This window comes from Actinoplanes derwentensis (assembly GCF_900104725.1).
Classification (GTDB): Bacteria; Actinomycetota; Actinomycetes; order Mycobacteriales; family Micromonosporaceae; genus Actinoplanes; species Actinoplanes derwentensis.
In genome coordinates, this window is the sequence record NZ_LT629758.1 from 6,271,989 (window position 1) to 6,292,197 (window position 20,209).

At 67.0% G+C, this 20,209-nt stretch carries 19 protein-coding genes; 11 read left to right on the forward strand and 8 right to left on the reverse strand.

All coding sequences use genetic code 11. The annotated features are described in order from the left end of the window. The first annotated feature begins 1,489 nt into the window (after positions 1-1,489). From BLU81_RS48630 to BLU81_RS48635, 4 genes are all read left to right on the forward strand, one after another. Positions 1,490-1,678, forward strand: coding sequence for a hypothetical protein (locus tag BLU81_RS48630; RefSeq protein WP_157751809.1), 189 nt, complete (start codon positions 1,490-1,492; stop codon positions 1,676-1,678). Between the two features lie 18 nt (positions 1,679-1,696). Then, positions 1,697-2,020 carry a hypothetical protein gene (locus BLU81_RS27435; RefSeq protein WP_092547443.1) on the forward strand — a complete coding sequence of 108 codons (324 nt, stop codon included), beginning with the start codon at positions 1,697-1,699 and terminating at the stop codon, positions 2,018-2,020. Between the two features lie 204 nt (positions 2,021-2,224). Further along, positions 2,225-4,567, forward strand: a complete 2,343-nt coding sequence (locus BLU81_RS27440) for a right-handed parallel beta-helix repeat-containing protein (protein ID WP_092547445.1) — start codon at positions 2,225-2,227, stop codon at positions 4,565-4,567. A gap of 228 nt (positions 4,568-4,795) precedes the next feature. Further along, positions 4,796-5,008 carry a hypothetical protein gene (locus BLU81_RS48635; RefSeq protein ID WP_157751810.1) on the forward strand — a complete coding sequence of 71 codons (213 nt, stop codon included), beginning with the start codon at positions 4,796-4,798 and terminating at the stop codon, positions 5,006-5,008. A 49-nt stretch (positions 5,009-5,057) separates the two neighbouring features. On the opposite strand, the gene BLU81_RS27445 is transcribed toward BLU81_RS48635, so the two are convergent. From BLU81_RS27445 to BLU81_RS27475, 8 genes are all read right to left on the reverse strand, one after another. After that, positions 5,058-7,991 (reverse strand): AfsR/SARP family transcriptional regulator, encoded by a 2,934-nt coding sequence (locus BLU81_RS27445; protein WP_092547446.1) that lies wholly within the window; start codon positions 7,989-7,991, stop codon positions 5,058-5,060. A gap of 118 nt (positions 7,992-8,109) precedes the next feature. Further along, positions 8,110-8,811, reverse strand: coding sequence for a hypothetical protein (locus BLU81_RS27450; protein ID WP_092547448.1), 702 nt, complete (start codon positions 8,809-8,811; stop codon positions 8,110-8,112). Then, positions 8,805-9,569: a hypothetical protein gene (locus BLU81_RS27455; protein WP_092547450.1), complete on the reverse strand. Its 765-nt coding sequence runs from the start codon at positions 9,567-9,569 to the stop codon at positions 8,805-8,807. The genes BLU81_RS27450 and BLU81_RS27455 overlap by 7 nt, the downstream gene beginning before the upstream one ends. Then, positions 9,566-10,225 carry an ABC transporter ATP-binding protein gene (locus BLU81_RS27460; RefSeq protein WP_157751811.1) on the reverse strand — a complete coding sequence of 220 codons (660 nt, stop codon included), beginning with the start codon at positions 10,223-10,225 and terminating at the stop codon, positions 9,566-9,568. Before BLU81_RS27460 ends, BLU81_RS27455 begins: the two co-directional genes overlap by 4 nt. Then, positions 10,216-11,085, reverse strand: coding sequence for a phytanoyl-CoA dioxygenase family protein (locus BLU81_RS48640; protein ID WP_157751812.1), 870 nt, complete (start codon positions 11,083-11,085; stop codon positions 10,216-10,218). The genes BLU81_RS27460 and BLU81_RS48640 overlap by 10 nt, the downstream gene beginning before the upstream one ends. Before the next feature lie 46 nt (positions 11,086-11,131). Beyond that, the gene (locus BLU81_RS27465) at positions 11,132-12,358 is read right to left on the reverse strand and encodes a hypothetical protein (protein WP_092547454.1); all 1,227 of its coding nucleotides are present in this window, start codon (positions 12,356-12,358) and stop codon (positions 11,132-11,134) included. A 15-nt stretch (positions 12,359-12,373) separates the two neighbouring features. Beyond that, complete coding sequence (locus BLU81_RS27470; protein ID WP_092547456.1) at positions 12,374-13,471, reverse strand: Gfo/Idh/MocA family oxidoreductase; 1,098 nt, start codon at positions 13,469-13,471, stop codon at positions 12,374-12,376. A 13-nt stretch (positions 13,472-13,484) separates the two neighbouring features. Next, entirely contained in the window at positions 13,485-14,831 is a 1,347-nt protein-coding gene (locus tag BLU81_RS27475) for a phenylacetate--CoA ligase family protein (protein WP_092547457.1), read from the reverse strand. Between the two features lie 700 nt (positions 14,832-15,531). On the opposite strand from BLU81_RS27475, the gene BLU81_RS27480 reads away from it, so the two are divergent. The 7 genes from BLU81_RS27480 (at position 15,532) to BLU81_RS27510 (ending at position 20,209) form a co-directional block, all read left to right on the forward strand. Further along, a complete protein-coding gene (locus tag BLU81_RS27480; protein ID WP_092557711.1) occupies positions 15,532-16,095 on the forward strand; it encodes a dihydrofolate reductase family protein in 564 nt (187 codons plus the stop codon). A gap of 81 nt (positions 16,096-16,176) precedes the next feature. After that, on the forward strand, positions 16,177-16,704 hold the full coding sequence (locus BLU81_RS27485; protein WP_092547458.1) for a GNAT family N-acetyltransferase: 528 nt from the start codon (positions 16,177-16,179) through the stop codon (positions 16,702-16,704). Between the two features lie 241 nt (positions 16,705-16,945). Further along, positions 16,946-17,266 carry an ArsR/SmtB family transcription factor gene (locus tag BLU81_RS27490; protein ID WP_092547459.1) on the forward strand — a complete coding sequence of 107 codons (321 nt, stop codon included), beginning with the start codon at positions 16,946-16,948 and terminating at the stop codon, positions 17,264-17,266. Further along, entirely contained in the window at positions 17,263-17,769 is a 507-nt protein-coding gene (locus tag BLU81_RS27495; protein ID WP_092547460.1) for an SRPBCC domain-containing protein, read from the forward strand. The genes BLU81_RS27490 and BLU81_RS27495 overlap by 4 nt, the downstream gene beginning before the upstream one ends. A gap of 64 nt (positions 17,770-17,833) precedes the next feature. Then, positions 17,834-18,469: a GntR family transcriptional regulator gene (locus BLU81_RS27500; protein ID WP_092547461.1), complete on the forward strand. Its 636-nt coding sequence runs from the start codon at positions 17,834-17,836 to the stop codon at positions 18,467-18,469. A 358-nt stretch (positions 18,470-18,827) separates the two neighbouring features. Next, on the forward strand, positions 18,828-19,541 hold the full coding sequence (biuH, locus tag BLU81_RS27505) for a biuret amidohydrolase (protein WP_092547462.1): 714 nt from the start codon (positions 18,828-18,830) through the stop codon (positions 19,539-19,541). A gap of 11 nt (positions 19,542-19,552) precedes the next feature. After that, positions 19,553-20,209, forward strand: coding sequence for a cysteine hydrolase family protein (locus BLU81_RS27510; protein ID WP_092547463.1), 657 nt, complete (start codon positions 19,553-19,555; stop codon positions 20,207-20,209).

Sequence of the window (20,209 nt, forward strand, 5' to 3'; positions counted from 1 at the left end):
AGCCGATCAAGGCGATCGGCTGCCATTTACATCCGATAGTGATAATTACACGAGCACACGCGACCATACTGCCGAATTGATCTCTCTAAGATCAAGGCGCCGCGCAAGCGCGGCGCCGGCCGGTTGCGCTCGGCCTGCTGGCGGGCTCCGCCCGGCATCGGCCGGCGAACCGGCCGAAGCTCTGACTCATAAATAAGATCCATGGCTCGCTACCTGGTGACCAACGCGGCTCTGGCCGTCTCAGATTCGATCACCGGTGGCGGTAGATCCGGCCAGTCTCCCCGGCGGGAACGCTGCCACCACCACTTGCCTCGGCGCCACCACGAGGTTGGCTTCCATCCTGCTCGCGGCATACACGGGTGCTCCTCGACTCCCAGGTCAATGCGGCAAATCTGATCGAAGATGACCATCGCGAATCCAACGGCGCTTTGGTTCTCCGCATGTTGCTCGCGGGCTCCCACTGGGGTAGTCGCGAGGTTACCAAGCCGATCAGCGACTTCACTGGCCGCGCTGACGACCACATTCGGGGCCAGAACCCTCAGGGCTCCATAGGCACCCAGCAAGTCACCATGCGCCATCAGGGCTCGCTCAGTGATTCGGACAAACATGGAGTGGTAGCCAAGGCCCCCACCGAACTTCCTTCCGGCGATCGGCTGTATGGCGCGTACCGAGCCATCGCTCTCTACCACCGCCCAGACAGCCGCAGCGAAGCGCTCGTATGCCGTGACTCTGCGGTCTACTGGCACGCGTCCGGACTGGGCCAGCTTCGGAAGATGTTGAACTGCCGCAAGCCCTGCTTTCAGGGCGGCTGCGGTCACGGAGGCGGGTTCCACCGGCGAACTATGGCAGCGCTCCGGTGTCCACAGAAGACACCATCCGGCGTGTTGTTCCGGCGTGTAGGCCAATCACCCATGCCCCGTTTGGATGATCCGCTCCGGATATCGCACGCCACGACGGCGTCGGCGGTCCCTCCGGCCGTCTGGCTGCCGCACCGCTTCACGGCTTGCCCTCGACTCCTGTGGTCACTGCAGGTGGGGTACCGGGAAAACGGGTTCAGGACTGCGTGGACGTGCCAACTACGTGCCATTAGGCCGTGCCACTGGCGGTCCCAGACGGTCATGATCGGGCAACCGGGCACCGCTCCTGACCAGGCAATCCGGGCGGATCATGACAGCGGTTAGCGATCTTCCAAACTGACTACGCGAGTTCGATTCTCGTCGCCCGCTCAGCTACAACGGCCCAGGTCAGAGGTACTCCCTCAGACCTGGGCCGTTCGCTTTTCACCCTCTAGTGGATCTTGCGTGCCATTGGCCGCCCCGGCGCAGCTTCTTGCCCTTGGCGATCTGCTTGTTCGTACTGTCGGCTATCTCGCGATCCCGGTCACTCGTCGCGTGCCGGTAGATCAAGGCGGCCCTCATGCTCGCGTGGCCCATCCGGTACATCAGCTCCCGTGGGCTGGCTCCACTCGCGGCGCGATGTTGTTCCCGGCGTGCCGGAGATCGTGGAAGTTGAAGCCCGCCGGCATACCGGCATCCGCGAGCGCCGTGACCCACTTGACCGCCCAGCGAAAGTTGCCGGTTCGCAGCGCCACGTTCGTGTCACCGGTGAAGACCAACTCCTCCTGCCCCTTACCGATGAACTCGCCCGATTGGCCGGCCAGGGCCTTGCAGGCGACTGACGGACGAACGACAACCGGATGCCCGCTGCCGACTTCGGCGGGCCGAACGCCAGACCGTTCCTCAACGCGGCGAGCTTGCGGGGTACGCGCACGGTCGCGGCCTCCGCGTCGACATCGCAGCGCCGCCAGTCCGCCCACCGCAGGCCGGAGAAGGCCGCAACGGTGATCAGGGCCATATATCGGGGCGGCATCTGGGCCGCGAGCGCGAGCACCTGGGCGACGGTCGCCAGCGTCGCCGTGTTTCCCGTAGGCCAGTGCCCGGCTGAACAGAACCGGACCGGCCAAGGCCTGACCGGGGTGAGTCGCGGCATGACGCGCCGGTGCGGCGGTCTGTGGTCCTGATGTCCACGGCGATACGTACCCCACTGGGCGCCGTGCCGGAACTGGTCAGCGAATGTAACGCAAAGTCACCCAGCAAAATTACTGTAAGTAGTAAAAACTCGATCTTCCCCAAATTTTGTGCACGAAGAGTCAGTATTGGCGAGGAAGGAGAGGACCTAATGTCACTCCGAGCCACATAGTCGATTGCTGCTACACGGAGTACAGATGCGCCTGACCCCTCCCGCCGTCACGCACTACGCGATGGCGGCCACCGGTTGTCTGTTCGCGGGCATGCTGGTCGCCGCGCCACCGGCGGCGGCCGCCCCGGCCACGAACGATTTCCCGGCCTACACGATGTCCTCGGCCCTGAGCCCCGCGCCGCTGTCCGCAGCCGCGTGCGAGACCACCACGACCTGCGTCGTGGCACCTGCACCTCGCGGCGGGTCCGCTGACGATCACGCGAATCTCACCCAGGCGATCACCACCGCCGCCAGCCGGACCGTGCCGGCCGTCTTCGCTGCGGACGGCACTGTGACCAGCCCGGCGACCACCGCCACCGTGCTGCTGTCAGCCGGTACCTACCGGATCACCCGGGGTTTGAAGCTGCCGCCGAACGTCGATCTTCGCGGCGCTGGGATCACTGCCACCACGATCCTGATGGATCCCACCGTGAACTGGCGCAACTTCGCATATGGCTACCTGATCGCGCCGACCGGTGACAAGCAGCCGGGCAGCACCAATCTGGTGTCCGATCTGACGGTCAACGGGAACTGCCGTACCAGCGCCACCGGTTTCGACGACGCCACGATGCCGAGCCGTCCGAGACAGCCGTGTGACTTCCGCGGCACACTCGGCGCGCATGCGAACACCGGCGGCGGCATCTCGGTAGGGGACCGCTGGACCGTCCGGCAGGTGCGTTTCACCAACTTCGAATACTTCAAGCTGTGGGTCCACGGCACCACCGGGGCGCGGATCGTCGACAACCGTTTCGACAACCGGGGCGGTGCCGAGTCCGACGGTGAGGACAACATCGGCGGTGGGGGCCGTAACACCGGCACGGTGATCGAGGGCAACCAGTTCGACGCGACGATCAACGGCAACGCGTTCGATTTCACCAACGCCCAGGGCACCACCGTGCGCGACAACATCGTGCACACCACCCCGGCGGTGGCAGCGGCCCGTGGCGTCGCCGAGTACGGCAACCTCTACTTCGAAGCGGTGTACGGGGCCACTGTCACCGGCAACCAGTTGCAGGGCGCGCACATCGTGCTCAAGTCGAACTCCGACTACTCACACACCGGCACCAACAAGGACGTCACCCAGCCGCGCGACATCCTGGTCGCGGAGAACACCATCCGCGACTCGTTCACCGTCGGCATCGGCATCGCCTACGACGACTATCTGGACGATGACAAGACGTACGGCACGCCTGGTTCATGGGACCAGAACAGCGAAACCGCCGGCGATCACCTGGTCCGGCTCGGCGGAGCCAACGTCATCCGGGACAACCTGATCGAACGTCCCCGGCAGTCCGGAATCCTCGTCTACGGCAACACCGCGGCCAAGAACAGCCCGGACATCATCACCGGCAACCACATCCGTAATGCCGGGTTCGGCGGGTCCTCGGCGTACAGCACCGGCGCGGGATACTTCGACACCAGCGGCATCGGGCTGTCGGTAGGCTCCCGTGACGAGATCTACGGCAATACGATCGTCGACGACCAGGCCGAACCCACCACCTGGTACGGCGTACACATCGGCGCCCGTAATGCGGCTTCGCGTCCCACCTTCGTCTCGCTGACTGGTCCCGGTGGAGTCACCAACACCAGTAGTGGCGTCATCGCTGCCCCGGTGCGCACCACCGCGCTGGCCCCAGAGGCACCCACCGGAGTAGGCGTCGCCGGATCAGCGCTGACCTGGCAGGAGTCCTACGCCACCAGTAACCCGGTGGCCGGCTACCGGGTCTACCGCAACGGCGTTCCGATCGCCGATCTGCCGGTCGGCAGCCCGGCGGTACCTGGCGACATGCTCGACGCCGCCACCGGCTGGACCGTCAGCGGGTCGTCGAGCAGCGTGTCCCGGCCGGCCTCGGGCGGGCCGTTCGCCGGCAGCAGCCCGCTGCGACTCACCGCTCTGCGCGACGGTCAGATCAGCACCTACAGCAGCCCGGTGACGGCCGCGCCCGGCACCACGTACACCTCGGTCGCGAGTTTTCAGGCCGTCGACGTCAGCCGCCGAGTGCGGGCCGGGCTGGCTTTCACCGATGCCGCGGGCAAGGTGACCCGCCTGGGCAGCGCCAACACCGCCACCGTCGACGGCCTCACCGGCTGGACGACCAGTTCGTTCTCGGCTGCCGCACCGGCCGGCACGGTGTCCGTCCAGGCTTTCCTCATGGTGGAGAAGGCTGTCGCGGGTGAGTCCCATCTGATCGGCCGGACCGGCCTGGTCGCTGGCACCGCCACTGAGCAGTGGGCGGTTCCTGCCGGGTCGACCGGTACCCACCAGATCGTCGCCTACCGGGCCGGTGACGGTGAACTCTCCGCGGTGACTGAGCTCACTCTGCCCTGATTGTCTCCCTCCTCGACAGGACCCATCCTGCCGAGGAGGGCTCAAGGCCTGCTCAACCAAGTCTCCGGATCGGCGCAAGCCGGTCAACTTGTCTCACCTGAGTCGGCCGAGAGGGAACCGGCCCTCGGTGTGGCTTGACCGATGAAACCTTCGTTTATCGATCGTTGATCACCCGGTGCCAAGCTGTCCGCGTCAGGCCGAGCGGCCGCGAGCGATAAGGACAGCACGGTGAAGCACCTCACGACAGACAGCACGCGACCTCCACGGCGTCTCGCCGCAACGATGGTTTTCCTGGCGATCGCCCTGGTCGGCCCCACCGGGCTCGCGGTCGGGCTGCGTATGGCGGACGGCGCTTCCTACCTCGTCACGGCTGAGGGCGACGATTGCGTCAACGAGTGGAACAGCACGACCTCCTCCTACCTGCCGTGCGACAACCCCTGATCGCGACGAGCGGACGGTTGACCCTCTACGGGTAACGCCACTGCGGCGGTCAGCCGTCAGCGGTATGGGGGATCGCGGCGATCAGGTCACGGACTTCCGTGGCTTCGGGAAGCCCGATGTCGAGGAGTAGGCGGTGCGCCTGCCGCAGATGCTCCCGCGCCTCGTCGATCCGGTTCAGGTCGATGAGGGCCCGCCCCAGGGCCATCCGGGCGATTGCCTGATCACGCTGGTCGCCGATCTCGTCGCACAGGGCCAGGGAACGGGCAGCTTCGACGCTCGCCTCCTCCGGGTCACCGAGGAGGCGTAGTGTGTCGGCCAGCCGGTACCGGGCGTGCGACTCCCGCGCGCGCAGGCCGGTCGAGACACACAGGTCCAGGCATCTCCGGAAACAAGCGGCGGCCTCGTCGTATCGGTGTAGTGAATACTGCGCCAGGCCGAGAGTGTAATGGGCGTAGCTGGACACCTGGCCATCACCAAGCAATCGGGACTCTTCGATTGCTTGGTGACACATGGCGACCGCCTCGGCGGCCCGTCCGCTGCGAACCCGGCACAGCGCGGCGTTCATCGCCGTCGCGATCCTTCCGGAGCGGTGACCGAGCCGCTCGGCAAGGATGACGGCCTCGTCGAAGTGGCCGGCTGCCTCGTCGAACTGGCCGAGCAACTGGGCGACCAGGCCGAGATCGTTGAGCGCCTGTCGCAGGATGGCCGGGTCGTCGCTGTGGCGGCACGCCGACACGGCATGGCTCGCCTCCACCTCCGCCTCGGCCAGGTTCTTGGCGGCCAGCGCGAGGTTTCCCAGCAGGAAGTGTGCCCGCCCCCGGGAACGGAGGTCGCCGGTGCGTTCGGTGATCCGAACGAGAGTGCGGGCGGCGCCCACGTGCAACTCTTGGCGGGGATCCGAACCGAACGGGCTGAGCGCGATCAGCAGGTCGATCGAGGTCGGGATCGTGGCGGCCGACACCAGTACGGGCGTGCCGATCACTTGGCGGACGACGAGGCCGATGGTCTCGAAATGGGTTCGTGCCCAGTCGCGTGCCGCGGTCAGATCGGCGAAGTGGAGGCCGGTCGACGGCACCGGGCCCAGTGCCTGGCCGACAGGGTCACCGGGCACTGCTTGCTGGAGTGCGGTGCACGCGGTGGCCAGAAAAAAGCTCAGCATCCGGTCGAAGGCCACGGGCATCTCGTCGCGATGTTCGGCTTCACACGTTTGCCGCCCGAAAACCCGCAACAGGTCGTGGTAGCGGTAGCGGCCGGGCGCCGGCGACTCGAGCAGCGCGACGTCGACCAGGGATTCCAGGGTCTTCTCGGTCCGGCGAACGTCGCGATCCAGGAACGCCGCCGCAGCGGTCAAGGTGACCTCGGGAGCATCGATGGTCGACATCAGCGCGAAGGCACGGGCCTGGTCAGCGGCGAGATGCTGGTAACTCAGCTCGAAGGCGGCCTCGATCGCGAGATCGCCCACCCGGAGTTCATCGATCCGGCGTCTCTCATCAGCGAGGCGGTCCCGGAGCGTGGCGATACTCCAGCCGGGACGGGCGGCCAGGCGTGCGGCAACGATGCGCACCGCCAAGGGCAGGTGACCGCATAAGGCGACGATCGATGGGGCGGCCTGCGGTTCCGCAGCCACCCGCCGCGCACCGATCACCCGGCTGAGCAACTCGACCGCCTCGCGGGAGTCGAAGACCTCCAGATCCACCTGAACCGTCGCGGGTAGACCGTACATCCGGCTGCGGCTGGTGATGACGACCGCGCAGCCCGCCCCGCCGGGCAGCAGCGGGCTGATCTGGGCGACATCGCGGGCGTCGTCGAGCAGGATCAGGATCTGGCGCTGTGACACCAGGGAACGGAACAGAGCCGAGCGTACGTCCAGGTTCTCCGGCATTGACGCAGCGTCGACGCCCAGCGCCGTGAGGAAACCGGCCAGAACGGACTCCGGGTTGGCCGGTATGACGTCGCCACCACGAAGGTCGGCGTAGAGCTGACCGTGCGGGAACGCCTCACGGATCCGGTGGGCGACGTGCAGCGCGAGCGTCGTCTTGCCGATCCCGCCCATGCCGACCACCATCGCGATGCCGAGGGTTTGCCGAGTCTCCGAAGTCAGCGCGGCACCGAGCGCGGCGGCCGACGACTCCCGTCCGGTGAAATCGGCGGCTTCAGGCGGCAGTTGCGCCGGGCACGAAATGAGGGCCGGCTCCGCGTCGGTCACGGGTGGAATCCAGTCGGGTACGACGCCGGGTACCGGCTCCGGGGAACGGCTCGGCAGATCCAGCGTTCCCTCGAGCATGCTCCGGTGCAGCTCGGTGATCTCGGGTCCCGGCGACACCCCCAACTCATCGACGGTCAGCTCATGAAGCTTGCGGAACACCGCGAACGCCTCGGCCTGCCGTCCGGTGAAGTAGAACGCCCGCATGAGCAGGCCGTAGGGCCGTTCCCGCAGCGGATGCTCGGCGGTCAGGGTAGTCAGCTCGGGCACGCAGAGCTCCGCCCGCCCGAGTCGGAGATCGAGGCTGATCCGGCTCTCGAGAAGAGAGAGCCGCCGTTCCGTGAGCCGCTGCCGCTGTCGTCCCGCGAACGGTCCGGGCAACCCGGCCAGCGGCTCGCCCTCCCACATAGCCAGCGCCCGCCGGAAGTGGTCGTGCGCGCCGGTCAGGTCACCGTCGGCCCGCAACTTTTCGGCACGGACGGTCAACGCTTCAGCGTCCAGCGCATCGACCGAACCGACCGGCAGTATCAGCCGGTATCCGTCGCCGTGCGAGAGGAGAACACCTGGGGCGGAGCGATCCTTCTCCAGGACCTGCCGCCACCGCCACGCATAGGTGCGGAGCGTGGCCAGCGCCGAGTTCGGCAGGTCCGCTCCCCACAGTGCGTCGACCAGCTCGCCCGCGGTCGCTGTCCCGCCCGGGCGCAGGAGCAGCACCGCCATCATCGCCTGCTGCTGAGGGCTGCCCACCTTCAGTGGTTCACCGTCAATGGAGATCCGCATCGGTCCCAGTACCGAGAACCGAATACTCTCCAATGTGGCCTCACCTCTGCCGCGCCCAGCGATCGAGGTAGATTAGTACACTGAGGAGTGTGCCCTGGGCCACACCGGCTGATGCCCGTCAGCGGGTGAAGGAGCGATGCCGGCGCGGAGCAGTGCCCCAAGCGATCAATCCCAGGCCAACGAGTAGCAGGAATGCGAGTTTCCCCCACTCGGGGCCGAACTGGCCGTGCAGACTGTGACCACCCGGGAAGATCTTCAGGATGGCGCTGTCCCCGGCCTGGAAGAAAGGCCCGGGGCCGAGCCCGAGAACCCAGGCGACCGAGGTGAGAAAGTTGTTCACCGCCTTCTCGTGCCGGAATCCAAAGCAATACCCGAGCGCCGTACCCAGCAGCAGGAAGACGATCAGCATCAGTACCGCTGTCATCAGGTGGCTCAGCCGGTCGGCCCGGGTGACGGCCGAGGTGAGCAGCAGCGTCAGAAAGAGAACAACCGGGGCAGCCGACTCCACCAGCCCCAACAACAGCCGGGCCGCCAGCCCGCGGCCGGGGCGCAGCAGGTATTCGTCGGCCAATCCGGCGAAGAGTTCGGTCTCCCACGCGCCGACACCGGCCGTGAGCGCTGCCAGAGGGATGAAGTAGCTGTACTGGGTGACCAGTATGTCCGGGGCGAGCCGACGACCGCCCGCCGTCGCGAAGACAGCGGCAAGGACGAAAATGTTCAACAGGTTCAGCACCACGACCCGCTCCACCCATCGGGCTGCGCCCTCCTGCCGCAAGCGGTTAACCAGAAGCAACCGGGTGAGACGCCACACGGTCACCATTCGGCACGACCGTCGACGAGGCGCTGCTCGATCTTCGTGCCGACGCGGCGGCGAAGGGTGAGACCGAGGGCGACGCTCCAACCCACCAAGATCAGCACGAACATGGCGAGCGTCGTGAGTGATTCCGGCGTTCCCGGGCTGCCTGCCTCGTCCGCGTACCGCAGGATCCACCCCGGCGGCAACGCGAGCGCGGCGGGCTGCGCTCCCGGAAAGGGCAGGATCGAAATACCGACGATCAGCAACAACAGCCGGATCCAGGGAACCGCTGCGGCCGGCCGGGCGAACTGGGACAGCAACAGCGTGGTCTGATGACCGACGACCGCCAAAAACCCATAAACCATTCCGATGAGTACGGCGGTTCGCGCGCTGACAAGTGCCGGGAAGATCGTCATCGCACCTACGAACGGCACCACGATCGCCGGGGACATCACCACGGCGCAGGCCGCCGCGCGGACCGCCAGCAGCTTGCTCAGCGACATCCGGCCCAGGAGGACGTTCTCCATCGTTCCGTAGCGGAACTCGTTGTGGATGCTGGACATCGCGGACAGAAGCGCGATGCCGATCCCGGTGAGCAGCGCGGCCCGGCACGCCAGCTCGAGAGCGTGCGAGGGATCGGTCGCCTGGTCGGTCAAGGCGAGCGTCAGGATGCCGGTTTGCAAGGTGATGCCGATCAGGAACGAGGACGTGGCGCGTCGATCGATCCACTGGACCCGAATCAGGAAGGCAGCGAAACGCAACGGGCGGCTGGCGAGCCTCATACCGTGACCAGTCCGCTCGCCGTGAGGACGAACCTGCGGGTGGCGACGCGGGAGAGGAAGTCATCGTCGTGACTGACGATCACCTTGGTCTTGTCCGGGCGATCGCCCAGGATCTTCTCCAGCAGCCGTACGCCGTCGGTGTCCAGGCCGTTGGTGGGCTCGTCCACGATCCAGATCTCGGACGGCTCCAACAGTAGGCGGGCCAGGTGCAGACGCTGCCGCATGCCGAGGGAGAACGTCGCATATACGGCGTCCGCGCGGTCCGCCAGCCCGACGGTCTCGAGCAGGCGTCGTGCCCCGGCGGGGGAACACGCGGCGCCCTTGATACCGGCGAAGAAGCGCAGGTTCTCCACGGCGGTGAGCCGGGGGTAGAACCCGTACGGCGCGCCCGCCGAATAGTTGACCCTGCCGCGATAGTGCAGCGGCACGCGAGCCATCGGCCGTCCCCGGTACCGAACTTGACCGGAGGTGGGCCGCAGCAGGGTCGCGAGAATCTTCAGCAGCGTGCTCTTGCCAGAGCCGTTGGGCCCGACGACACCGAGCGTCTCACCCTCGTGGATCACGCCCGAGACGGCGTTCAACACCCGGCTGCCGCCCTGGGGCCCGGGATAGGTGTAGGACACCGCGGCCAGTTCGAGTAGCGGTGTCACACCCATTTGCGCTGCTCCACCGGCGTACTGAACTTGCGCAGGTGGAGGGGGACGTGGTCCGGGTAGTGCGGGTGTGAACCAGCCGACCCGGCATCCCGGGGGGCATACAGCGGCACGTCCCGGGCCGGCGGCTTGATGCATTCGTTGGCTTCCTCGTAGGCCCGCATCAGGATCCGTCGTTCCCGACTCAGCTCTGCGGCCCAGGCCGGTTCGGCGAGCTGGCGGTCGCTGGTGACCACCCACGACGGACCGTACTCGAGGAAGATGTTCTGCCGGGTGGTGTCGCTGTCGTTGACGTCGACACGATGCCAGAGACCGCTCCACATCAAGGTCAGCGCACCGGGCCGGACAATGAGACGCTCCTCCTGCGGATGCGGCTCGTGGGTCTGGTACTCGGGCAGGAAGTCCCACCGGTGGCTGCCCCGGATGAACACCAGGTTGCCCATCCCCGCCGTAGGCAGCGGCGTGAGCCAGTAGGCGGCCTTGATCCGCAATGGGAGCGCACCGGTGAACACGCTGAACGGCAGCGGCCGGGGACCGTCGAAATGCCAGGAATTCCGGACGATCGTCCCTGGCTCTCGGCGGAAGTACTCACTGCGCAGCAACTTGAGCATCTCGCCGTAGACGTCGTACACGAACCCGATGTGGGCCGGGTGATCGATGAGTTCGGTGAACCGTTCATCGTCGGCGACGATGTGGAGCGGGTTGTCCTCGCCGTGTCGCACCACCGCGTCGTTCAAGTCCGCCACCACCGCCGGTGACAGTGCGTCCTCGATCACCAGGATGCCGTCGCGAGCGAAGGCGGCCCAGCTCTCGTCGGTGAAACCCGGTGGCGCGGGGACGGTGGCGGGAGACGGGGTCTGCATGGGGAAGCTCCTCAGCATGATCGGGACAGCGGTGGGAACGCGCTGGTCACGGCGCCAAAGCCAGACTGCGGATACCGGGGAAGGGCGTCGGGTCGGCGTCGAGATGGTCGGCCGCCTCATACAGGCCGACGGCGGACATCGGAAGGCGGGCGCCCGTCTCCGCCGCGAAGACGCACGGCAGCACGGTCTTGCGTTCGGCGGTGCCGAGTTCGCCGGCGCGACGTACGTGCTTGTGCGTGTGAATGAGCAGCGGGACGAAACCGCCACCGAGGAACGAGCTGTGCTGAAGCACCGCCCCACCCACGCAGTCGATGACACAACCCTTGCCGAGCACGGCGTCCCGCCCGAGATAGAAGTACGACGCGTGCGCCGCGGTGCCGTGCTCGACGTGGAAGACGCCGGCGCCCAGTCCGACGATCGCCCGGCCGGAGACGCGCAGGACCGAACGGTAGAAGGCGATCAGGATCGGGCGTACCCGTACGTCAGGCAGCTTGAATTCCGGGCAGAGCAGGGCCACCCGCAACAGCTCGGCCAGGGTGAGGCGCCCTCCGGAGCCGTCGTCGGCGAGTTCCTGATCCCACGGGACCAGGTAGTCGGCCGGACGGACCAGCTCGTTGGCTGCGTCCTCGGCGATGAGACGCTCCGCCTCGTTCGACATGTACGGCGAGACGGGGGCCGCAGGACCGGGATGCCCGAGCAGCCGGGCAGCAAGGATCACCCGGGTCTCGGCGGTCTTGGCGGCGGCGGCCTGCCGCAGAATCGCCAGCCGTCCCTCGACCATGTCGGGAATCGCGAAGAGATGGTCGATGCCGTCGCTGCGGATCATCGTCTTCGACTCGATCGACCGCATCGGCAACGGCGTGGCCGAGTCGACCGCCTCCTGCAACGCTGCCCGGTGCACGCCCAGCCCCATCCGGCCCAAGGCGGCGGCGGCCAGCGCCCGGTAGTCGTACGGCAGGGTGGTCGAATCGGACAACACCACGGTGGCCAGCAGCGCGCGGTACTGGTCCTCGTCGAGCGTCGCGGCCGCCAGTTCCAGGGAGAGGTACGGCGACCCGTCGCCGGCACCGTGTACCCAGCTCTCCCCGAAGGGTGACGCGAAGGTGCAGGCAAGCGTGAAGACCGTACGAGCGTCCGCATCGGTGCGCAGCCGCTCCCGCAGGATCTGCCGTGCGGCCGTCAGCCCGTCCACGCGGTCGGCGGTGAACTCGGCACAAACGTCGGCGGTGAGGCGCAGCAGAATGGTGAAGTCGTCGGGAAGATCGGTGGTCATGTCGTCACCTGCTGATCAGGTCGATCGGGCAACACGGGCGAGAGCGCGTGGCACCGCGGATGAATGGATGGATTGCGCCTGCTGATGCAGGTGCCGGGTCAGCGAAGCCATGTACTCGTGCTCCGCGTGGTAAACCTCCGGCCGGAATCCCGACGGCCCGGCGACGAGCAGCTCCAGTTGGGTCAGCACCGCGCCCTTGAGCTGGTTGCCGCGAACCTCGGTGACATGACCGGGGGCGCCGATGTGGTCGCCCTCCCGGACGGTGTGGACGTTCTTGTAGTCATTCGAGACACCGAACCCGGGCTCGAATACGAGCCGTACCCAGGCGCCGGACGCGAACTCGACATGGGCGACGCGGTAGCGCAGGGCATAGCCGTACGGGATCAGGGCGTCATGAAGGTGATGGCGGGCCATCGGGCTCGCGAAATCACGGATCGCCAGGTTCGGGAAACCGATGACACCATGCATCGAGGCGTACAGATTGATGTCCGGAAACGACGCTCCGATGCCGCGGACCCGAATTTCCGAAGTGACCTGTTCCGGAGCAGAGTCCAAGAACGCCTGGTACTCCGGCCGGGGCAGGATCCGGCGCAGTACGGCCAGCAGGTGAAACCACTCGTAGCCCACCTCGCCGTAGTGGAGGTCGACGAAACGGCCGGCATCCACGTCCGCACGGCGGTTCTTGGTGAACTCCACGGTGACCTGGCGGATCGGGTCACCGGCGCCGGATCGCCGCCGGACGGCCTCAGCCAACGCGGCCACGGGTTCGCCGTACCCATAGACGTTGTTGACCGCGACCGAAGCCTCCGGATGGGCGCCGAGCAGCTCGGTCAGGTCGTCGAGCTGACCGAGGGACACCGACGGCTTCTCCAGCAGCACCCTGGCGGCGGGCCGGATGTCCAGGATCTGACGCAGATTGTCCAGGTGGGTGTCGGTGGGCGACGCGACGATCCAGGCGTCGACAGCCGCCGCCCGTTCCCGATGCATCTGCTGCAGGCCGGTCAGGTCCGAAGGCTGGTACGGGTCCATCGTGAGGACCGTGTGGCCCGCCTCGCGCAGATGAGTGGCGTGCAGGGACCCGATGGTGCCGACTCCGACGATAGCGATGATCATGCCCGCGGCCGTCTCACCAGGAGGTGGCGTTGTCCACGACCGCGGCACTCAGCGCCTCCTGGGTAGCCAGAAGCTGGAACAGAGGCGCCTTACCGGAGGCCGTGGTCAACTCCGCGAGCTCGACCGGGCGTACCGTCAACTCGCGTAGCCGCATCGTGTTCTTCAACGCGGCGTACAGATCCCGAGCCAGCTCGTCACCGTCGGCCGGCGACTCCGGGGCGATCAGCACGTCGAGGCAGCCGGCCTCGTTCTGCCGGACCTGCCAGCGGTGCAGAGGCTGCACCTCGAGGATCAACCGTAGCGGCTTGATGTTCACCAGCTGGCCGTCAGCGTCCGCGACGAGTGCCCGCTTGCGGCCTTCGATCTTGGTGAGCCGCACATGGGGGCGGCCGCAGGGACACGGTTCGGTCAGCAGTTCGCCGCCGTCACCGGGCCGGTACCGCAACAACGACATTGCGGTGTTCGTCAGCGAGGTGATCAGGACCTGACCGTCGCCCTGCACATCGATCGACACTCGTTCCTCGTCGATGTGGTAGGTACCCGGACTCTGCGGGCACTCCCACCCGACCCGTCCGAACTCCTGAAGCCCGTACAGGTCATAGTGCGGGCAACCGAACACGTCGGCGATGGTGGCCCGGGCCCGCGCATCAAGGCTGTCGCCGTGCGTGAGTACCGCCTTGAACTTGGGGAAGTCGATGGTCCCCTCGTTCTGCCGCAGCGCGGCCAGCAGGATCTCCACCGGCTGTCCCCACAGCACGTCCGGCTTGAACTCGGCACAGAGCCGGGTCAGGAAGGCCGCGTCACCGGGCGTCGCAGTCGACATGTTGACCTGCAGAACGGTGGCCTGTCCGAAGAAGGGCATCGTCTCGTAGTCGACCAGTCCGTGCCGCAGGTCCGCGGTCGCGCGGATGACCCGGAGGCCGGGCTGTAAGCCGTACGCGTCGAGCATCCGGAGGTTGGCAGCGGTCGACTCGGTCAGCTTGGTGTCGTCATGGATGATCCACACCGGTTCGCCGGTGGTCCCCGACGTGCGCACCTTCAACACGTCCCAAGGGTCGACCAGGCCCGTGGTGATGGCTTCGGGCGTATGCCGCAGCACGTCCTTCTCCAGCACCGGCAAGGCGGCCAGGGTGGCCTCCGCGTTGTCCGCGGTGATCTGCCGTCCGCCGAGGTGGGGTGCGAAGTGTTCAGTGCGTGCCGCGTGCGTGAGCGACTGGGCAAGCCGGGTGCGCCGGGTCAGCGCCAGTAGGTCCGCGTCCGTCTGGGCACGCAGATACAGGTCGTTGAAGAGACGCCACCCGTCGCCGACCGCCGTCGCCATGCGCAGGTCGGCGTTGTGCCACCATTCGTGACTGGTCATTGTGCCTCCGTCATCGCAGGCTTGATCGCATGCGTCTCGGTATGCGCTGTTCACCGGGGTCCGCCGCGTCACAGCGCCTGCGGTCGTCGATATCGGCTTCTCGGCCGAGCATCCCGCTCGTGTATGGACCGGGGCTGAACAAGGACGCCGGGGTCGACAACGGCCGACCCCGGCGTTCCTCACATGGTGGGGTCTCAGGCGACGCCCTCGCGCAGGGTGATCTCCATGGTTGACACCTCCCGACCTCGGCTCAGTGAAGGACCGCGTGCCCTTCGATGACCAGAGCCTGCTGGACGGTGATCTATGCGTGATGAATGCCGCGGCGTCGACGATCTACGAGCTGATATATGCAGAGGTGCCACAGCCGGGTCGAGGCTGTCGATCCAGGTCGAGATGATCGACTGTTTCTTCCCAACTGCCAGCTCATTGCCAGTGAAGTCGCCTGAGTACCGGGCAACCACGGGAGGAGTGACGACCCAGATACCCGTGGCCGACCTCAGCGGGCCGAGTTCCCAACCACGCCCCACTTTCGGAAGTACGTACGCAGTCCAGGCCACGAAGTCGACGTCGGCTCCGCACAATCCGGCGCTACGGGGTCTTGGTGGTGGTGAACCGGCCCTCGGTGTGGCTTGACCGATGATTCCTCCGCGCCGTGCTGGTCTGTACGACACGAGTACCGACGCAGCAGGAGGCTGACACCATGCGAAAGCTGACCTTCGGCATGAACCTGAGCCTGGACGGCTACGTCGCCGCGCCCGGCGGCGATCTCGGCTGGAGTGTGCCGAGTGACGAACTGTTCCAGTGGTGGTCCGACCGGGTGGGGGCGACGGGAACGGCGTTGTACGGGCGCAGACTGTGGGAGGCGATGAGCTCCCACTGGCCGACCGCCGACCAGCGACCGGGTGCCACGCCGGCGGAGATCGAGTACGCCCGCCGCTGGCGGGACATGCCGAAGGTGGTGTTCTCCTCGACGATCAGCACGGTCGACGGCAACACCCGCCTGGTCACCGGCGACGCGGTCACCGAGATCACCCGGCTCAAGGCCGAGGACGGCGGCCCCATCGACATCGTCGGCGCCACACTCGCCGCAGCGGCCATGCGGGCCGGGCTGATCGACGAGTACGTGCTCGTCACCCATCCGGTCCTGATCGGTGACGGCACGCCGTTCTTCACGGCCCTGGACAACTGGGTGAACCTGGCTCCGGTGGAGACCCGGACGTTTTCTGGCGGCGTGCTTCTGACCAGGTACGAGACCAGGCGCTGAGGCCTACTGGCGGCGAGCCAGCCGGCCCTGCCGCACTGGAGACCGGGTTACCTGGAGGTCCTGGAGACGTGACCATTGGCTGTGCTCGAACTGATCGACCCGACGGCGGAGTTGCGTACGGCGTGGCTGACGGCCCGTGAGGAGTGGGGCAGGGGTGTCCACCAGCCCGGCAGTGGGCTGCGCACCGGTGACGACGTCGATTCGCCGGCCGGCTTCGCGGAGTGGGTGGCGCGGCTACGGCGTGCGGCCGACGAAAGCCTGCCGCCGGAGCCGGGTCTGGTTCACGCCGCCTACTGGTGGATCGTGGACGGGGAGGCCCGGATCCTGGGTTCCATCTCGCTGCGCTACGTGCTCAACGACTTCCTCCTGCAGGGGGCCGGTCATATCGGCTACAGCGTCCGGCCGTCGGCACGGGGCCGCGGCGTAGCGAGCTGGGCGCTCGACGAGGTCCTGGGTGCAGCCCGCCGCAGATCCCTCGGCGCTGTGCTCATCACCTGCGACGTGGACAACGCCGTGTCGGCACGGGTGAGCGAGAAGCATGGCGGGACGCTGGAGGACGTGCGTGACACCACCCTCGGCCTCAAGAGCCGTTACTGGATCACACTGTAGGAACCGGCCGAAACAGACTTTCTCAGTATCACGCTAAGTGTTCGCGCCGCGCCCGGTCTTGGACTTCTTCGGAGCAGCTGACGGAATCCGGCATACCGGGAGCACTTGAGCCGCTCTTCTTGAGTGGCGACAAAACCACTGATCAAAACCCCACAACACCATCAACACCAGGCTTGCCGGTACGGGTGACAGTGGCGTCCACACCTTGACAGGTGACCAAACGGTCACCTAACTTGGTGTCATGACGGACGACGATCGAGTCTTCAAGGCGCTGGCTGATCCGAGTCGTCGCTTTCTGCTCGATCTGCTCTTCGTCCGGGACGGGCGCACCCTGACCGAGCTGGAGAGCGAGCTGGAGATGACCCGGTTCGGTGTCGCCAAGCATCTGAAGGTGCTTGAGGAGGCCGGGCTCGTCGTCGTGCGCCGCTCCGGCCGGGAGAAGTTGCACTATCTCAACCCGGTGCCGATCCGGCAGATCCACGATCGGTGGATCGACAAGTACACCGAGAAGCACGTGACCACACTCATCGATCTGAAGCGAACGCTGGAGGAAGAGTCATGAGCGACACCCAGGTCTTCCGCATCTGGATCAAGGCACCGGCCGAAAAGATCTGGACGGCCATCACCGACCCGGAGTGGAACGCGAAGTACGCGTACGCCGCTCCCCAGTTCTACGACCTGACAAAGGGCGGCCGGTATTACTCGACGGCCAACCAGGGGATGAAGGACTACGCGGCCGCGAACGGGTTCGACATGCCCGAGATCATCCTGGACGGCGAGGTCATCGAGGCCGATCCGCCGCGGCGCCTGGTGCAGACCTGGCGGATGCTGATGGACCCGACCACCGGGGCCGAGCCGTTCACCACACTCACCTACGAGATCGAGGAAGCTGGCGCCGGAGTGCAACGGGTCACCATCACCCATGACACGCCAGGCGCCCCAGCCACGGCCGCGATGGTTCGCGGCAGTGCGGAGGCCGGCGCTGAGGGTGGCGGCGGCTGGGCCTGGGTTCTCAGCGATCTCAAGTCGCTGCTGGAGACCGGCAAGATCCTGACCGACGCGTAAGGCCACAGCGAGTCGCAGCGAGGCCAGCCCGTGTCAGATCGGCGCGGGCTGGCACACTTGCCGCGTGAGCGACGGGGAGTTGGAGACGTACAGCCTCGTCGAATTGGCCGTTGAGCGCCTGCGGCGGGACATCCTGAGCGGACGGACCGACCCGGGCGAGCGGCTTGTCGAGGAGCAACTCACCCGGCGGCTCGGGATCAGCCGGGCTCCCCTGCGTGAGGCCCTGCGGCAGCTCTCCGAGCAGGGCCTAGTGGAGCACATCCCCCGCCGTGGCGCCCGGGTCGCCACGCTCTCCGACGACGACGTGCGGGAGCTGTACGAGGTTCGTGACGTGCTGGAACGGCACGCGATCACGGCCACCGCCCCGGGACGTGATCTGGGGCGGCTGCGATCCGCTCTGGACTCGATCCGGATCGCGACCGATGCCGACGACCGGCTCGAACTGGCCAACGCGCACCGGCGGTTCCACGTCGAGGTGGTCGCGCTCAGCGGAAACCGGCAGCTCACCGGACTGTACGAGTCGATCCTGGTGCGGATCCAGCTCTACATGGCGGTGAACATGCGCCGGGAGGCGGAGACCGCGCGGGCACTGGACGGGGTGCTCCGGCACGAGCGGCTGTTCACCGCCGTCGAGCGGGGTGACACGGCCGCGATTCTCGAGGCGCTGAGCGGGCACGGGGCTCGGACCTACCTGAGCTGACAGGCGAACAGCAGGGGCGGCGGCAGGGCAGCCGGGTCCGGAAGCCCGGGCCGGGGCCGGGGTCGGCAAGCGAATCGGCGTGCGGCGGAGCCGTTCGAGCATGATGGCGCGCCGCGATTCAGGGCGACTGCTGAAGGTACAGCGCGAGGTGGGGCGGCCCGGCAAGGCCGTTGATCACTGTAGGAAATCGTGACGTTACATGGCGCGGTCATCGGCGAAACAGAATTGTCGACAATCGACAGAGTGGACGCACGCATGAGCGTCGATCGAGTGCCTGCCGCTACGAGACCGGACGGGGTTCGGAACAGCCGGTTCAGCGCGGTTCGGGCGCGTCGCCACGCCTGAAGGGACCTGATTCATGACCGCACGCATCGGGCCGGTCCAGGCCGACCCGTACCACTGGCCCTACGACGGCTCGGTTCCGGTGGACCGGACCGCGCTGCTCTGTATCGACTGGCAGACCGACTTCTGTGGACCGGGCGGCTATGTCGACTCGATGGGTTACGACATCGGGCTGACCCGGGCCGGGCTGCCGGCCACCGCGAAAATACTGTCCCATGTCCGTGAGCTGGGCATGCTCGTCATCCACACTCGCGAGGGGCACGATCCGGACCTGTCCGACCTGCCGGCCAACAAGCGGTGGCGGTCGGCACGGATCGGTGCCGAGATCGGCGGTCAAGGGCCTTGCGGGCGGATCCTGATCAAGGGCGAGCCGGGTTGGGAGATCGTGCCCGAGGTCGCACCGGCGCCCGGTGAGGTCGTGATCGACAAGCCGGGCAAGGGCGCCTTCTACGCCACCAGCCTCGACCTGGTGCTGCGGACGCACGGCATCACCCATCTCATCCTGACCGGCATCACCACGGACGTGTGCGTGCACACGACGATGCGCGAGGCCAACGACCGTGGCTACGAGTGCCTGATCCTGAGTGACTGCACCGGGGCCACCGATCCGTCCAACCACACCGCCGCGCTGCACATGGTCACCATGCAGGGCGGTGTCTTCGGCTGCGTCGCCACTTCGGACGACGTGATAGCCGCAACCCAGTCATCACACCCTCCGAAAGCGGACTGAAGGCGGACGGAATGCCTACTGTCGACGCTCAACCCGGCCCCTTCACCTTCCAGCCGGCCGAGACGGCGCTGCTGGTCATCGACATGCAGCGGGATTTCCTCCTTCCGGGCGGCTTCGGCGAGTCGCTCGGCAACGATGTCGCCCAGTTACGGCGGACCATCGAGCCGCTGGCGGCGCTGATGGCCGCCTGGCGTGCCGCCGGTCTGCCGATCATCCACACGCGCGAGGGCCATCTGCCCGATCTGTCGGACTGCCCACCCGCCAAGCTCCGGCGCGGGCCGATGATCGGGCAGGAGGGCCGTTTCGGGAAGATCCTCATCCGCGGTGAGTACGGCCACGACATCATCGACGAACTCCAGCCCGCCGAGGGCGAGACCGTGGTCGACAAGCCCGGCAAGGGCGCGTTCCATGCCACCGAGCTGGCCGGGATCCTGGACGACGGCGGTATCAAGAGCCTGGTCGTCACGGGGGTCACGACCGAGGTGTGTGTGCACACGACGGTCCGTGAGGCGAACGACCGCGGCTACGAGTGCCTGGTCCTGGCCGACTGTGTCGGCTCCTACTTCCCCGAGTTCCAGCGAGTCGGCCTCCAGATGATCGCCGCGCAGGGCGGCATCTTCGGCTGGGTCGCGGAGTCCCCCGCTGTGATCGCCGCGCTGAAGGAGTAG